We start from the raw sequence: 16191 nt of genomic DNA on the forward strand, positions 1-16191 counted from the left end.
AAAGGATCCTTGAATCCTTTTCGGGAAGCTTCTTTGGCTTCCTGCCCCCTCCCGCTCCTGAATCATCACTTTGGCTTGAAGGAGCGGGAATGTATCGGTTTATCTATTACACTTCCTCTGGAACGGAGCTGACCGCCCTGGGGCGGGCCGCAAGACGCCTTAAAGCTGAGGGCCTCCCCGTTGAGATTATTGCCCGAAGTCGACTTGACATTTTTGATAATCGAGAAATCGAAAAGTTAGCGGCTTCAGCGGCTCGGGCGGTGGCTGTAATCCTTGCCCCTCATGGAGGAGATGATTCTATCCCCGGCTATCTAAGCCTCCTTGAGTCCGCCCGCCAGGCTCTGATCCACATTCAGCCCACTGGAGGCAGTGATGAGGACCAGGCCCTAGCCGCCAGATACTGTGATCTTGATTCACCGGCTTTCAAAAGAAGATTTCTTTATCTCCGCTATGGGGACGAGGAGAACCTCTATCGTTTTTTCAAGGATCTCTTCTTCACAGTGAGCGGCCGCCAGGAGGCAGCCCCTCCTCCTGTTGCCCCTCTTTTTGAGGGGATCTATCATCCGGAGTACTCTGGCCCCGGGGATCTTGAGGCCTATCTCTCCTGGGCTAAAAAGAGGCTAGGGATGGGGGCTCCGGTAGTAGGAATCTGGTTCTATCAGGGATACTACCTTTCTGGAGATCTGGATCCAGTCGATGAATTTATCAAGGCCTTTGAGTCTCAGGGCATTATTCCTCTGGCTGTCTTTCATCGCCGATTTGTGGATCAGGATCTTCCGGCCCGCTCTCCGACTGAAGTGGTCGAGTGCTTCTTTAAACTTAAAGGAACTTCGGTAATAAGGGCCCTAGTATCTCTACAACCCTTCTCCATGACCCTTCTTTGGCCGGAGACAGCGGCCATTTATCCCGGCCTCAAGGTCTCGGTCCTCCAGGCCCTGACCAGCTTTTCTTCCCGGAGAAGCTGGGAGGCGGAGCATATGGGGCTTTCCCCCATGGAGCTTTCCATCTCAGTGGCCCAACCAGAGTTTGACGGTTGCCTTATCACCACCTTAGTGGCTACAAGAGAGATCGTCGGCCGGGATGAGATCACCGGGGCCCGTTTGGCCCGTTTTGTCCCCCTTAAGGAGAGGCTCCTCAAGGTGGCCCGTCAGGCGACCGCTTGGGCCAAGCTGGCTTCGCTTCCTCCCTCCGAAAAAAAGGTGGCCATTGTCTTTCACCATTATCCGCCTCGGGCCGAGACAATGGGGTGTGCCTTTGGACTTGACAGCTTTGAGAGTGTGGTCCGTCTTCTCAAATCTCTAAAAAAGGCTGGTTTTAAGGTTGATCGTCTCTACAAAGACGGCGATGAGCTGGCCAGGGAACTTTTGACAACCCTTATCCATGACCGGCGCTACCTTCCGGCCCGAGAGCTCGCCAAAAGGGCCATAGCTGCCCTCTCCCCGGGGGACTATGTGGCCTTCTGTCGGTCATTTTCTTCCCGGGTTCAGGAAGAGCTCTCTCAGGCCTGGGGAAGCCCACCGGGGGAAGTATTTGTCCACGAGGGACGTCTTCTCATCGGGGGGCTGATAAATGGCCATATCTTTATCGGCCTTCAGCCACCTAGAGGGCATCTTGAGCGCTTGGAGGGTCTTTCTCCAGAGCAGCTCAATCTCCACGACCCTGGGCTTCCTCCTACTTATCATTACCTGTGTTTCTATCGCTGGCTCAAAGAGGGCTTTGGGGCTCAGGTGGTAATCCATGTGGGCAAACATGGTTCTCTGGAATGGCTGCCAGGTAAGGCCGTAGCCCTTTCCGAGGATTGCTATCCTGATGTGGCTATCGATGATTTGGCTAACGTCTATCCGTACATTGTCAACGATCCTGGCGAGGGGACCCAGGCCAAAAGGCGTAGTTATTGTGCCATCATCGATCATATGATCCCTCCCCAGATGGCCGCGGGCCGTTACGGGGCTTTGGAGGAGATGGCCGAAAAGATCAACCAATGGCATATCCTCAGGCAGGAAAGTCCAGCCAAGGCCGATCTTATCCTTGAGGACCTCAAAAGACTCATTGAGGAAACCCATCTCGCAGAGGATATTCCTCTTTCTGATGATGAAGCCCCTGAGAGTCTGCTCAAAAAGATCCATGACTACCTTGAGGAGATTGCTGAAACTAATGTCAATGACGGCCTTCATATCCTTGGCGAAGTCCCCGAAGGCCAGAGGCTTTGGTCGACCCTTGCGGCCATGCTTAAGGTTCCCTCTGGTCCCTGGCCATCTCCTTTTGAGGTTTTAAAGGAACTTCTCCCTCAGGCCTCAGCTCCGGAGAGGTATGCCCACCTTGAGGCTCTTATAAAGGAGGCCCTTAAGGGGCAGCTTCCAGAGGATCCAAGGCTTAAGGCAGCCCTTGGCTTTGTAAGGGAAGAACTTTATCCCCGAGTCCTAGGGATCAAAGAGGAGATGGACTACCTCATGGAAACCCTTTCCGGGGGATTCGTCCCTCCGGGGCCCTCTGGCGCCCCTACCCGTGGCAACACAGAAGTTTTGCCTACGGGACGCAACTTCTATTCTGTCGATCCCTTAAAGATCCCTTCTCCTGAGGCCTGGGAGATTGGGCGTCGTCATGCTGAGGCTCTGGTGGCCAAGTATTTTAAGGAACACGGACGCTACCCCCAAGCAGTGGCCATGGTGATCTGGGGCTCTCCCACCATGCGCACCAGGGGAGATGACTTCGCCGAGGCCCTGTATCTTCTAGGGGTAAGACCACTGTGGCAGGAAGGCAGTGGTCGGATCAGGGACATCGAAGTCATTCCCACACAGGAGCTTAAGTTTCCTCGAATTGACGTCACCATCAGGACCAGCGGCTTCTTCAGGGATGCCTTTCCCAATCTTATGGAGCTCTTTGATCGGGCTGTTCGTCTGGTGGCCGCTTTAAAAGAGCCACCGGAAAAGAACTTTCTGGCGGCCCACGTGAAAAGAGATCTTCAGGAACTCCTCAAAAAAGGCCTCTCTAGGGAGGAGGCCCTCAGGCAGGCCACCTTCAGGGTCTTTTCTGATCGCCCTGGTACCTATGGGTCGGGGATACCAGAAGTCCTTGATGCCGGCTCCTGGGAGGCCCCAGAGGATCTGGGGGAAGTCTATATAAGATGGGGGGGGATATGCCTACGGGGAGAAGACGTACGGAGCCCCGGCCCAAGAGGGCTTCAGACGAGTCCTCTCGCGGGTTGAGGCTACCGTTAAAAACATTGATACCCGGGAGATGGATATCTTTTCCTCAGATGATTTTAATGCCTACCACGGGGGCCTTAATACCGCCGTTATGCTAGCCTCCGGGAGACGTCCTTCGTCATATACCGGAGATTCATCCGATCCCCAGGCCCCAAAGGTTCGGACTACGGCCGAAGAAGCCCGTTTTATCTTCCGCACGCGGGTTCTTAATCCCCGCTGGATCGAGGGCATGAAGCGCCATGGTTACAAAGGAGCCGGGGATCTGTCGCGTTTGGTGGATATCTGTTTTCAGTGGGATGCCACCAGTAAGGTCCTGGCTGACTGGATGTATGAATCTCTGGCCCGGACTTACGCCCTGGATGAGGACATGCAACGCTTCTTTGAGGAACACAATCCCCAGGCCCTTCTAAACATTGCCGAACGTCTCCTTGAAGCCGCCAAACGGGGCCTCTGGGAACACCCTAAGGAAGAAATGATGGATGAGCTAACCGATCTTTTTCTCAAATTGGAGGCCCAGGTGGAATGAAGCCTCAGTCCTTCTCTATAGAGCTTCTGGTTCTTATCCTTACCAGTTCTTATCCTTACCAGGGCCTGTAACCTTTCCTGCCGGTATTGCTATCTTGACTGTGGGCCGGAAGGGGAGGCCATGTCGGAAGAGGTTTTAAGGGAAACATATATAGGTCAACTTAAATCGATTATCTGGCAGGTGGCCATGTCGGAAGAGGTTTTAAGGGAAACCCTGGCCCACCTTAAGACTCAGCCTAAAGAGATTATCCTCTCTGGAGGAGAGCCTACTATTTTTCCCGATAATCTAAAGAACATTCTAGAAATCCTGAGGACTCGCTTTCCTGAGGCCCGAATCTCCCTCCAGACCAATGCTACCCTTCTTTCTTCGACTTTGATTTCCTTAATTCACCACTTTGGTCTTGGAGTGGGGGTAAGTATTGATGGCCCCCCAGAGATTAACGAATCCCTAAGAGGTAAGACCGGCTCTGTGATGGCCGGACTCAAACTGTTGGCCCAAGAGGCTTTAGGCTGTGGGGTGACCGTTACCGTCAATCGGGACAATGCTTCCTTCCTAAAAGAGGTGATCCTCTTCTTGGCCCAGTTTCCGGCCGTAAGGAGTGTTGGCCTTGATCTCCTTCGGCCTGTCGACCGGGCAAACCTTGCTCTTCTTCCCTCTACAGCATCCCTTAAGGCAGGCCTTGAAGGTCTGAAAGAGGCCTTTTCTTGGCTTAAATCCAGGGGACATCATCTGATCTTAAGGGAAACAAGATCTCTGTCGTCCTCGTTGGCCTATTGTCCAGCGGCCAGAGGTGCCTCTTGGGTCGTCACCCCCGAGGGGGAGATCTATCCTTGCGCCAGCTTGATTGGCCATAAAAAGTACCGTTTAGGTTCTATATGGGGAGAAGAGATAAGGGTTGAAGGTCTTCCTTCAGCCTGTCTAGCCGAAGCTACTACTGGTGCTACTGATGGAATTGACTACGTTGAAGGTCTTCCTTCAGCCTGTCTAGCCTGCCCCAATAAAAAATTCTGTCCTGGGCGATGTCCCTCAAGGGCTATTCTCGCCCCTTTGGCAGCCAGGTTGGACTGTCTGCTCAGGGAATGCCTGCTTTTCAAGGTCCCTGCTTGGGGCCAGACCCTTCAAAAGGAGGCTCTGGTTTAATGATAGTCGATCTCCTCAGCCCCTATGAAGGCCTTTCTTTTTTGAGGGGCGAAAAGATCCTTGTCGCCAAACTGACTAAAGCTCATCTGGTTATCTCTACCTGCAGGTTAAACGGGGGCCTTCGGGAAGACATCACCGTGGTTGCCAATCATCAAGCCTGTGAGCCAAAGGCCTGTCCGGGTGAGGATCACCGCCTCTGTCTGGCAGTGCGGGATCCGGCGGCCTATCATGCCCGGGTCTGCAAATATCACGGTTTTAAGCCGGAGACTACGGTCCTTTTGGGAACAGCGGCCAACATGAATCTGGCCGGTCTGGCCGGTTGCGAGTTTCGGGATCTTAAGGTCTTCTGCGCGGCCACAGCCGGTGTAGAGACTAACGCCGGTCGGGCTGGGGATGAGGCCCGGGTATATGAGTGGGACGGATCTTTTGAACATCTTTCCTGCCCTCAGGCCGGGACCATCAACCTCTTGATATTCATCAACCAGGAGCTCACCCCGGCGGCCATGGTTCGGTCCGTAAAGATGGCCACTGAGGCCAAGACCTCAGTCCTTCAGGAGCTAAATGTCCCTTCGCGCTATTCTTCTGGATTGGCTACCGGGACCGGAACTGATCAAATCGCTATTGGCTCTCTTAAGACCGGCCGGCGCCCTCTTACCGGGGCCGGTAAGCACGTCAAACTGGGAGAACTTTTGGCCCGAGCCGTGCGCAAGGCTGTCTTTGAGGCCTTAGGGCTTCAGAACAAACTTACCCCTCAAACCATTCGCTATCTCCCCCGCCTCTTGGAGCGCTTTGGCCTTGGAGAAGAAGGCCTTTTAGAAGCCTTGACAGAGGCGCTTCCCCGGGATCAGGCCCTTCTCCTTGAAAGGAATTTTCGGATTGTTCTCTCAGACAGTCTTTTAGTGGCCCACACCCTGGCCTATGTTCATCTGCTTGATCAAAAGGCCTGGGGTATCATCCCTCATTCGGCTACTGAGGTCTTCCTATCTCAGGCTACTTTGGTGGCGGTCAGCCTCTCCGGGAAACACGAGCGTTATCAGATCTACTTTCAAAGATTGGCTTCCTGGCGGACAGACCCTCTGAAACTCCTCGTTCAGGCCTTGGCCTTGGGCTTTGCCGAAAAATGGGACGTTCCCTATCGTTAGCCCTTATTCTTTGTTTACTGCTCTCCTGTAGCCACACCGGGGACTCCCTTCCCCTTAAGGCCAGCTTTGAGACCCTGGGGGTGAGGGTCTATGGGGGGCCCTTTAAGAATCCTTTAAGGCTCTATGGACCAGAGGGAGACCTGATCCTGGCCTATCCGTCCTTGAGGGAGACCGAGGTCCTGCTCATCTTTTCCTGGAATCCAGGGGAGAGATACCGCCTTGAAGTCGGAAAGCGCATTCTCCTACTCAAGGCCCCTGAAAAGAGGCCCCTTCTTAGACTCCTGGTCTTTTCTCCACTGGGCCAGAGCCCACAAGAGTTCTATCTTCCTGGAGACTTGCCCCATCGTTTTGAGCTTCTAGGAGAAAAAGACTCCTTTGAAGTAGCCCTTATGGTCGAGTCCTTAAGCCAGGAAGAGATAGAGATCAGTTTTGCTGACCAGAAGGCCCATCTCAGGGGAGAATTCTCCAGGGCCTTTTTAAAAAGAAGGATTTTGTTCGAGGGGGAACCAACCAAAGTTCTGCCCCTTAGGATCTCTGGGCCCCTTTCGTTAAAGACCGATCTTTTATTTTCCTGCCGTTCAATCTCTTTAAAGAAGGCCATCGAGGTGGTCTCCTGGGTCGTCCCCACGGATGCCTACGGCTTTGTTGAAGCTCATCGGGAAAAGGACACCTTGGTGGCACCGGTGCCTGTGTGGGAGAGGTTAGGTTACTGGTTAGGAATCAAGGCGGTGGGCTATTCCCGCTTTGAACCCTTTGCCTTTCAGACCGTAACCCTGAGGAACAGGCTCAAGGCTCCCCTGACGGTTCTTCTGAGTAGCGATTTTCTGGACAAGAAGACTCGGGAACCAGTCTCGGGCTTTTATCCCCGGCGCTTTGGTCCTACGGGGGGGGACAAAAAAGGTCATTGCCTTTGTCGAGTTGCCCCCTCAAGGAGAGGCCCGGGCCATATTGCCTATTTATCTTCACGATTCGGTTCCCCCTGGCGAGTACATTCGCCGTCTGATCATTACCCCCTTGGGACAAAAAGAGCCTATTGTTGAGCTCGAAGGTCCCCTGGGGGTTGTAAGGGGCAGTTCATTCTTCACCGTGGCCCTGTTCATGGTTGTCGCCATAGGGGTGGGCTACAGTCTCTTTTTACTTGTGGCCATAAAGGGCTATTTTTCCCGGTTTAATGTGCGCTCTTTGGTTCTCATCTCTCTTATGGGGGCGGTTGGGTTTGGTCTGGATTTCTTAGGAGGATTGGCCTCAAACGTCCTCTACGCCTTGCTTGGCCCCTTTAATATCCTTGTTGGTGGTCTGATTACCGAGATCAGCCATTACCTAGTGCTTTCAGCCATCCTTTATCTTATACCTCGTCCGGGTACGGTGACCCTTTCTGGACTGGTGACCTATCTCATGGGAGGGATCCTCATGGGAGGCTTTGGGGTAACCGATGCCGTCTTTGTAGGGAGTCGGCTGGCCTATCAAGAAGGGCTTTTATTCCTTGTGGGGGCTACCAGGGCCTCAGGACCTCCCTCTCGGATCAGGTTGGCCCTCAGTCTTTCGCTGGCCGATGCCCTTTCTACGGCCTCCTCCCTTGTTCTTCACGCCACGTTTTATCGTCTCTTTTTTCCCCCTTGGTACATAGGATTAGCCGTGGTGGTGAAAGGCTTTTTTTATACCTTTTTGGGGGTCTCTTTGGGAGTTCCTTTTGGGAAGGTCTTGAGGAGAATTGAGCGATGAGGGAGGCGGTAGTCATCAAGGATCTGAACTATACTTACCCTGGCCGCCAAAAACCAACCCTTAAAGGGATTAATCTCTCCATAAAAGAAGGAGAGTTCGTCCTCCTTTGCGGAAAGACGGGCTGTGGTAAAAGTACCCTGCTTTCGTGCCTAAATGGTCTTATCCCCCATGAAAGTGGTGGAGATATCACCGGAGAGGTGAGGATCTTCGGAGAAGAAGTCGGCCTCAGGAGACCTGGAGACCTCTTCCCCCAGGTAGCCACTGTATTTCAGAATCCAGCTACCCAGCTCATATCTGGGAGTCTTGCCGAAGAGATCGCCTTTGGCCTAGAAAATCTCGGCCTGGATCCTGAAGAGATAGAGACTCGAGTCAGAGAGGCTTTAGTTTTTGCCGGGCTTTGGGAAAGGAGAGAGGATCCTCCCCAGAGCCTTTCTGGGGGGCAGAGGCAACGTCTGGCCATCGCCGCCGCTTTGGCTGTCCGTCCTCGACTTCTCCTCCTTGATGAGCCCATCTCCCAGCTCGATCCCCTGGCCACCGCTGAGGTTCTTTTACTCTTGAAAAAAGTCGTCTTCCGGGAAGGACTGACCGTCGTCCTTGTGGAACATCGTCTGGAGGCTACCCTTGGCCTTGCCTCCCGGGTAATTCATATGGAATCCGGAAGGATCCGCTTCGATGGTCCTCCAGAGGCATTCTCCCCTGGCGCAGCTAGAGAGACCTTATCCATGTCTGGGCCAGGAGAAGACCCATTTGACCGTCTGAAGGACCTCTGTCCGCCCCTTCGCCGGTCCCGAGGAAAGCCCATTATTTGTCTAGAGGAAGTATCCTATCAATATCCAGGGAGCCGTTCTTTTAGTCTTAAAAGGATATCTCTTACCTTTTATGAGGGTGAGATAGTGGCCCTCCTGGGGACTAATGGCTCCGGGAAATCTACTCTGCTCCACATCAGAGCCGGCCTCAGAAGGCCTAAACAAGGGCAGATTAAGAGGTTTTTCCCTCCCCCTAAGGGCAGTCTTTTGGTCTCTCTTCTCCTTCAGGATCCTGATCTCATGCTTTTTCGTTTTCGGGTCAGCGAAGAGCTGGCCTTTGCTCCAGAGAGTCTCGGACTCTCAGGTCGCGAGATCGATCGTCGAGTCTCTAAAGCCCTTAAGATGTTTGATCTTCTCGGCCTTGAGGATGATCCTCCCTTTTCCCTTTCTCGAGGACAGCGCCTGCGAACAGCTCTGGCTTCGTTGGTCACCGGAGTCCCTCAGGTTCTGCTTCTTGATGAGCCGACCACCGGTCAGGATCAGGAGCAGGTTGAACGACTCATGGAACAACTCTCTAACGTGGCTCCCCTTCTGATTTTTTCCACCCACGATCTGGATCTGGCCCTGAAGTTCGCCACTAGAAGAATTGTTCTCAAATTTGGTGAGGTTGCTAACGCAATTTTAGGGCCAAATTGAAGCTAGATTCATTTTTTCCAAGAAATTTTTTTCACATCTTTTAAAGAAGCAGCGATTTTTCTTAAAAAGAATCATAAGGATGAATTTTATAATTAAATTCTAATCTAATGACCGTAAGTGGCTATATTCTTCCCGAAATTTTCCTTAACAAGCAAATTTTTTTGTCTTGACATCTCCCCCAAAATTCCTCTATAAGAGGACGCACGGAATTAAAGGCTCTTTTAGCTATCGAGGTTTCTTAATGGGTATTGAAGAACAACTGAGCAGAAGAAAAGAGGTCATTCTCAAGCGCTGGTTTGAGCAGATAGTGGGCACTTATCCAGCTGAGACCGCCTCTTTTCTGAAAAGGCATAAGGACGATATAGAAAATCCTGTAGCTTATCGAATTTACGAAGGTATTGAGGGTATATTTGATCAGCTTTTAAGTAGCCACGTTGCCGATGTTCAGGAGTTGTCTCACTTCCTTGATCGTATTGTTCGGGTAAGGGCTATTCAGGATTTTACTCCCTCTCAGGCCCTATCTTTTCTTCTTCAACTTAAAAGCATAATCAGGAGAGAGCTTCGGGGTGAGGATCCTGAAGAAGTTCTGGAGTTTCTTTTTCGGATAGATGAGTTAGTCCTTAGGGCTTTTGATGTTTATATGGCCTGTAGGGAGAAGCTTTATGAACTCAAGGTAGATGAGTGGAAGAGAAAGGCCTATTTGCTTCTTAAGCGGGCCAACATGATATATGATCCCGAGCCTGACAATCAAAACCCAGGCAATACAGACAGTTTATGTGAAGCGAGGTAAGGTAAATGGGAGTTATATTTTCCCTCATAGTAGTTGGTGTCCTCGTTTTGTTTGTTTATTTAGGGGTTGAATTAGCTGGTCTTCGCTACCTCTTCGGGGTGGTGATCCCCTATGTGGCCTTTGCTACCTTTCTTGGGGGGATCATCTATCGGGTGGTCAAGTGGGCCCAGTCGCCGGTGCCCTTTAGGATCCCTACCACCTGTGGCCAGCAGAAGTCCTTGTCGTGGATTAAGCACGACAGGCTAGATAATCCGGCTAGTAATGGAGAGGTAGTCTTGAGGATGGCCCTGGAGGTTCTTCTCTTTCGTTCTCTTTTCCGGAATCTCAAGGGTGAGCTCAAGGGCCGGCAGTTGATTTATGGCTCCACTAAATGGCTTTGGCTGGGGGCTTTGGCCTTTCATGTCTCCTTTTTCGTTATTTTTATTCGTCATTTGCGCTTTTTTACTCAGCCAATGCCCGGGTTAGTAGAACTTGTGGATAAAGTTGATGGATTTCTACAGATTGGGGCCCCGCACATGTATGTTACTGATGTGGTTGTGGTTGTGGCCTTGGTTTTTCTCTTTCTTAGGCGGCTTTTTATCCCTCAGGTAAGATATATTTCTCATGCCGGTGATTATTTCCCCCTCTTTCTCCTCTTAGGTCTAGTGCTTTCGGGTATTTCTATGCGCTATTTTACAAAGACTGACATTGTTGGGGTCAAGGAGTTGACCATGGGATTGGCTACCTTTCATCCCAAGGTGCCTGAGGGGGTAGGGCTTCCTTTCTTTATCCATCTTGGTTTTGTCTGTGCCCTTTTTGCCTATTTCCCCTTTAGCAAGCTGGTCCACATGGCCGGGGTCTTTTTGAGCCCGACCAGGAACCTTCCCAACAACAGCCGGGAGGTTCGTCATATCAATCCTTGGAATTATCCGGTCAAGTTTGTCACCTACAAGGAGTGGGAGGAGACCTTCCGTGATAAGCTTGTGGCCGCCGGTATTCCTCTTGATGAGGAGGGTGAGGCTGGTCAGGCATCTTCGGCGGAGGGCTCTTCCGAAGGCGAGGCTCAGGGAGAGGCAGAAAAGCAAGGGGCCTAAATTCGCAATATTTGGAGAGGATGAGGCATGGCTAAGACTCCTAAACCAGAAGAGCTGTTAAAGATAGATTATACCCCGCCAGAGAAGGACTGGATGGACACCAAGCCCGATTTCAGGGATGGTACTTGGTGTTATCCAGGCAAGGTCAGTGTCGTCAAGGAATTGGGGCTACCTAATCCTCGAGAGTGGTCTCCCAAGGATGAGGATTGGAAGCTTCCCTCTAACTGGAAGGAAATAATCCTTGATGGCATTAGGGATCGGCTTGATAAGTTTCGGAGCTTTAAACTCTTTATGGATATCTGTGTCCGGTGTGGGGCCTGTGCTGATAAATGCCATTTTTTCCTTGGCTCTGGGGATCCGAAGAATATGCCGGTCTTGAGGGCCGAGCTTTTGCGTTCGGTATATCGAGGAGAGTTTTCCCGGGCGGGCAAAATCTTGGGGCGGCTGGCTAAGGCCCGGGAGCTTACCGAAGACGTTATCAAGGAGTGGTTTTATTATTTCTATCAGTGTACGGAGTGTCGGCGCTGTTCGGTATTTTGTCCTTATGGTATTGATACTGCTGAGATTACTATAATAGGGCGTGAGCTCCTTCACTTGCTTGGCTGTAATATTAACTGGATTCTTGAGCCGGTTAGGAATTCGGCCTTTATTGGCAATCATCTTGGTCTTCAGCCCCACACCATCAAGGAAAACATCGAATACCTCCTTATGGATATCGAGGAGGTAACTGGTCTTAAGATAGAGGTTCCCATTAATCGGAAGGGGGCTGAGATCCTTTTTATCACGCCTTCGGCAGACTTCTTTGCTGATCCGGGTATTTATACCATGATGGGTTATATCCTGCTCTTTCATCATATTGGTCTTGATTACACCATTAGCACCTATGCCTCAGAGGGGGGTAACTTTGGCCTCTTTACCTCGCATGAAATGATGAAAAAGCTCAATGCCAAGATGTATCACGAGGCTGAGCGCCTAAAGGTTAAATGGATCCTTGGTGGTGAGTGTGGCCACATGTGGCGTGTGGTTCACCAATATATGAATACCATGAATGGGCCACCGCCATCCAATCTGGAGGTTCCGGTTTCCCCGATTACCGGGACGCGTTTTGAGCACGCTAAGGCGACCAAGATGGTCCATATTACTGAGTTTACGGCTGATCTCATCAAGCATGGCAAACTTAAGCTGGATCCGAGCCGTAATGATCATCTTACGGTGACCTATCATGATTCTTGTAATACATCTCGGGCCATGGGGATCTTTGAGGAGCCTCGCTACATCCTTAAGCACGTCTGCAACAATTTCTATGAGATGCCCGAGAACTGTATCCGGGAGAAGACCTTCTGTTGTGGTAGTGGTTCCGGACTCAACACCGATGAGTTTATGGAGATGCGGATGAGGGGAGGGTTTCCCCGGGCCAATGCCGTGGAGAAGGTTAATAAAGAGCACGGGGTCAACATGCTCTCCTGTATCTGTGCCATTGACAGGGCTGTTCTGACCACCCTGATGAACTACTGGGTACCGGATGTCTCTGTCTGCGGTGTCCATGAGTTGGTAGGTAATGCCCTGATCATGGAAGGGGAGAAGGAGAGAGAGACTGATCTCCGTTTCCAGCCCCTCAAAGGAATGGAGGGTGAATAATGTACGACGGTGGCAAGATCATTCCCGGCTTAGTTATCTTTGCCCTTTTTATGACCTTTCCCTTCTGGGTCAACATGGGGAAGGCGGCTCCGGCGCCAAAGCCCAAACTGCCTGCAACTGAAAAGCGTTGTGTGGAGTCAAAGGAATTTATGCGGGCTGAACACATGAAGCTTCTCAATCACTGGCGGGATTGGGCTCTTCGGGATGGAAAGCGGGAGTATGTTGGCTATTGGGGCCGGAAATTCACCATTAGTTTGCAGAATACCTGTATCAAGCAGTGTCATACAGAAAAGAAGGAATTTTGTGATAAGTGTCACAATTATGTGGCTGTAAAGCCTTACTGTTGGGATTGTCATTATGTTCCGGAGGAGACTAAGAAATGGGCGTCAGCAGAAGAAGCTTCCTCAAAATAGCTGGTCTGTCTGGTTTGGTTGGCCTTGGGACGGGCTCCATTCTGGAGCTGCTTGGCCGGAGCAAGGCCCAGGCGGCCCAGGCCCATGTAGAGGTCCCAGCCGGGGCCTTGAGGGCTAAGCGGTGGGCCATGGCCATCTTTGTCAAGAAGTGTACAGAGCATGAACACTGTAACGAGTGCATTGCCGCTTGCCATCATGTCCACAATGTGCCCAATATTCCTAATAAGAAGCACGAGGTGAAGTGGATCTGGAAAGAGGTCTATGAACATGCCTTTCCGGATCAGGAACACGAGTTCAATGTAGAGTATTTCAAGGAGCTTCCCTTTCTCCTTCTCTGTAATCATTGTGAGCATCCGCCTTGTGTGCGGGTTTGCCCAACCAAGGCCACCTTTCAGCGCCCTGATGGCATTGTGGCCATGGATTATCACCGTTGTATCGGCTGTCGGTTCTGCATGGCGGCCTGTCCCTATGGATCTCGAAGCTTTAATTGGGAGGATCCTCGTCCTTATATCAAGAACCCTAACCTGGAATTTCCTACGCGGATGCGCGGCGTGGTTGAGAAGTGTAATTTCTGCGTGGAAAGGCTGGCCAAAGGCCTTAGGCCGGCCTGCGTGGAGGCCTGCAAGGCTGGGGCCCTGGTCTTTGGTGACTTGGCCGATCCTGACTCTGAGGTCAGTGTCGCCCTGAGGGAGAACTTTAGTCTCCGCCGGAAACCCGAACTGGGTACCGGCCCCTGTGTCTTCTATATTGTTTAATGGCGAGGTGATCTATGCTTGAGAAGGCGTTAGTCGGTAGCAAGAGATATTGGGGTTGGGTTGCCTTTCTTTTAGTGATTATTGGGATCGGTTTTATCAACTATCTGAGGCAGCTCAAGTTCGGTCTGGGGATTACCGGGATGAGCCGGGATGTCTCCTGGGGATTCTACGTGGCTCAATTTACCTTTCTGGTTGGTGTGGCTGCCTCGGCGGTGATGCTAGTTATCCCTTATTATCTCCACAATTATAAAAAATTTGGCAAAATCACCCTGCTAGGAGAATTTTTGGCGGTAGCAGCGGTGAGCATGTGTCTTCTCTTCATCTTTGTGGATATTGGTCAACCGATGAGAATCTTCAACGTTGTTCTTCATCCCACCCCTAACTCTATCCTCTTCTGGGATATGATCGTCTTGAATGGCTATCTTTTACTTAATATTCTTATTGGTTGGTCTCACCTTCATGCCGAATACAAGGGATCGACTCCACCATCTTGGGTTAAACCTTTGATTTATCTTTCCATACCTTGGGCCTTCAGTATTCATACGGTGACGGCCTTTCTGTACGCCGGTCTTCCGGGGCGTCACCTTTGGCTTACGGCTATTATGGCTCCTCGCTTTTTGGCCTCGGCCTTTGCTTCTGGTCCGGCGCTTTTGATCATCCTGGCCCTTATTGTTCGGCGTTTGACTCGCTTTGATCCCGGGATTGACGCCATCCGGGCTATTGCCAAGATTGTGGCCTACGCCATGACGGCCAACGTCTTTTTCCTTCTCTGTGAGATCTTTACGGCCTTCTATAGCAATATCCCCGGTCACAAACATCCTTGGATCTATCTATTTGCCGGGCTCGAAGGCCATAATAACCTTGTCCCTTGGCTCCGGATGTCGGCCATCTTTGCGGTCGTCTCTTTGGTTCTCCTTATCCCGCCGGTTTTCAGGAACAGCATTCCTCTTCTGGTGGTAGCTTGTCTGTCGGTTTTTGCCTCTACCTGGATCGATAAAGGTATGGGGTTGGTGGTGGGTGGTTTTATCCCCAATCCCTTTGAAAAGATTACTGAGTACACCCCGACTTTGCCTGAACTTTCTATCTCTATTGGAGTCTGGGCCGTAGGCTTTCTTATCCTGACTATCCTCTACAAGATTACGGTTTCGGTGCGGGAACGAGTGGCTGAATAATAAGGTCTTCTAAAAATAAAAAGACAAAAAGCGGGTCATTCATGACCCGCTTTTTGTCTAAGGATGTTTTTTCCCTAGCCCTCCTTTTAAAGCTATAATCTGCCTTGATAAGCCCTGATAAAGCTCCTCTTTGTGATTGTAGCGTAACTCATGGACGATATAGTCAGGATTGACCAGATCAAGGATTTTAGTTGTGGCTTGGTGGCTAAAGGCCCGATGCTGATCAAGGAGGGCTACTCGCTTTCTGGCTAGTTGATACCGCTTAAGAGGATCCTTAAGCGCCAAAAGTTTCTTTAATCCGGCCTTATCTGGCCGCCAGAGCTCTGAAGGTGAAAGGCTGAGGTGCAGGTGAATTCCCCGGATGAGGGCCTTTGTCTCTGGGGCCAGTCTTTTAAGAAGTCCAAGAAGCCAGAAGATGGCTTCCTTTTCGTCGGTGAAACCTCCCTTGGTGTTAAGAAGGTGGCCGGTATCGAGCATGATTCCTAGAAGTTTCTGCGGGATGTCCACTTGAGAGAATAAAAATTTTACCTCCCAATCCTCAAGTAGAGTCAACCCCGGCCACCAGAGATTTTCAAAGAAAAGGGGCACCCGGGTAGCTTTAATGAGGTCGGATAGGGCCTCATTGACCAAAATAGCCACTTCTTCCAGGACGGTTTTCTTCCCATAACGGTGTCTGAAGCTGAAGACCTCTTCCAGACCGCAGTGGGCGGCATGGAAGACCAGATACCGGGGCTTAAGTTTCAAGGCCTCTTTAGCCCAGTTTTGGATCCGAGAGACAAAGTCTCCTCTGGTGACACCACCAAAAAAACGCCCCAGATGTTTTCTTCCCGGAAATATGTTTTCTAAATAGTTCCTGTCTTCCAGCCAGAAGGGAAGCCAGACGGGCTGGAAGGGTAGATGGACCCCGACAATCAATTTGGGGAGCCCCTGGGGAATCTTTCCCAGGGGGAGAAGTTCAAGGCCTCGGAGGCCAAAGTCATGGAGGATCCTTTCTAACTCTCCGGTTTCAAAAAGATTGAGGTCTTTGGGATGGGTGGAAAAGGCCAGAAGTTCTAAAGGAATTGTCATGAAGATCTTTTACCATAAAATAATCAGGCCTTTTTGCGGCGAAGGGCGACAAAAGAACCGGAATGAAGCAAAAACCTTCCCACTCCGTCCCGGAAAAAGAAAAA

Annotated in this window: 13 protein-coding genes and 1 pseudogene; 13 read left to right on the forward strand and 1 reads right to left on the reverse strand. The window is 51.1% G+C overall.

Annotated elements, in window-relative coordinates:
- Positions 1 to 89 precede the first annotated feature (89 nt).
- The 13 genes and pseudogenes from ACXJJX_RS00800 (at position 90) to dsrP (ending at position 15019) form a co-directional block, all read left to right on the forward strand.
- Positions 90 to 3206 carry a cobaltochelatase subunit CobN gene (locus ACXJJX_RS00800; protein ID WP_456430939.1) on the forward strand — a complete coding sequence of 1039 codons (3117 nt, stop codon included), beginning with the start codon at positions 90 to 92 and terminating at the stop codon, positions 3204 to 3206.
- Positions 3190 to 3732, forward strand: a pseudogene (locus ACXJJX_RS00805) (cobaltochelatase subunit CobN); the annotation flags it as partial. The gene ACXJJX_RS00800 and the pseudogene ACXJJX_RS00805, both read left to right, overlap by 17 nt.
- 51 nt (positions 3733 to 3783) lie before the next feature.
- Positions 3784 to 4872: a radical SAM protein gene (locus ACXJJX_RS00810; RefSeq protein WP_456430960.1), complete on the forward strand. Its 1089-nt coding sequence runs from the start codon at positions 3784 to 3786 to the stop codon at positions 4870 to 4872.
- Positions 4872 to 6014 carry an adenosylcobinamide amidohydrolase gene (locus ACXJJX_RS00815; protein WP_456430941.1) on the forward strand — a complete coding sequence of 381 codons (1143 nt, stop codon included), beginning with the start codon at positions 4872 to 4874 and terminating at the stop codon, positions 6012 to 6014. Before ACXJJX_RS00810 ends, ACXJJX_RS00815 begins: the two co-directional genes overlap by 1 nt.
- The gene (locus ACXJJX_RS00820; protein ID WP_456430943.1) at positions 5993 to 7054 is read left to right on the forward strand and encodes a hypothetical protein; all 1062 of its coding nucleotides are present in this window, start codon (positions 5993 to 5995) and stop codon (positions 7052 to 7054) included. The genes ACXJJX_RS00815 and ACXJJX_RS00820 overlap by 22 nt, the downstream gene beginning before the upstream one ends.
- The gene (locus ACXJJX_RS00825) at positions 6963 to 7736 is read left to right on the forward strand and encodes a hypothetical protein (RefSeq protein WP_456430945.1); all 774 of its coding nucleotides are present in this window, start codon (positions 6963 to 6965) and stop codon (positions 7734 to 7736) included. Before ACXJJX_RS00820 ends, ACXJJX_RS00825 begins: the two co-directional genes overlap by 92 nt.
- Positions 7733 to 9178: an ABC transporter ATP-binding protein gene (locus tag ACXJJX_RS00830; RefSeq protein WP_456430947.1), complete on the forward strand. Its 1446-nt coding sequence runs from the start codon at positions 7733 to 7735 to the stop codon at positions 9176 to 9178. Before ACXJJX_RS00825 ends, ACXJJX_RS00830 begins: the two co-directional genes overlap by 4 nt.
- 241 nt (positions 9179 to 9419) lie before the next feature.
- The gene (locus ACXJJX_RS00835; RefSeq protein WP_456430949.1) at positions 9420 to 9968 is read left to right on the forward strand and encodes an RsbRD N-terminal domain-containing protein; all 549 of its coding nucleotides are present in this window, start codon (positions 9420 to 9422) and stop codon (positions 9966 to 9968) included.
- Positions 9969 to 9973: 5 nt separating this feature from the next.
- Entirely contained in the window at positions 9974 to 11041 is a 1068-nt protein-coding gene (gene dsrM, locus ACXJJX_RS00840) for a sulfate reduction electron transfer complex DsrMKJOP subunit DsrM (protein WP_456430951.1), read from the forward strand.
- A gap of 27 nt (positions 11042 to 11068) precedes the next feature.
- Complete coding sequence (gene dsrK, locus ACXJJX_RS00845; RefSeq protein WP_456430953.1) at positions 11069 to 12679, forward strand: sulfate reduction electron transfer complex DsrMKJOP subunit DsrK; 1611 nt, start codon at positions 11069 to 11071, stop codon at positions 12677 to 12679.
- Entirely contained in the window at positions 12679 to 13092 is a 414-nt protein-coding gene (gene dsrJ / locus ACXJJX_RS00850) for a sulfate reduction electron transfer complex DsrMKJOP subunit DsrJ (RefSeq protein ID WP_456430954.1), read from the forward strand. Before dsrK ends, dsrJ begins: the two co-directional genes overlap by 1 nt.
- Entirely contained in the window at positions 13059 to 13847 is a 789-nt protein-coding gene (gene dsrO / locus ACXJJX_RS00855; protein WP_456430955.1) for a sulfate reduction electron transfer complex DsrMKJOP subunit DsrO, read from the forward strand. Before dsrJ ends, dsrO begins: the two co-directional genes overlap by 34 nt.
- Before the next feature lie 14 nt (positions 13848 to 13861).
- Positions 13862 to 15019: a sulfate reduction electron transfer complex DsrMKJOP subunit DsrP gene (gene dsrP / locus ACXJJX_RS00860; RefSeq protein ID WP_456430956.1), complete on the forward strand. Its 1158-nt coding sequence runs from the start codon at positions 13862 to 13864 to the stop codon at positions 15017 to 15019.
- Positions 15020 to 15076: 57 nt separating this feature from the next.
- On the opposite strand, the gene ACXJJX_RS00865 is transcribed toward dsrP, so the two are convergent.
- On the reverse strand, positions 15077 to 16087 hold the full coding sequence (locus tag ACXJJX_RS00865; RefSeq protein ID WP_456430957.1) for an apurinic/apyrimidinic endonuclease family protein: 1011 nt from the start codon (positions 16085 to 16087) through the stop codon (positions 15077 to 15079).
- Positions 16088 to 16191 lie beyond the last annotated feature (104 nt).

The sequence above is a fragment of the Thermosulfuriphilus sp. genome (genome assembly GCF_054026695.1).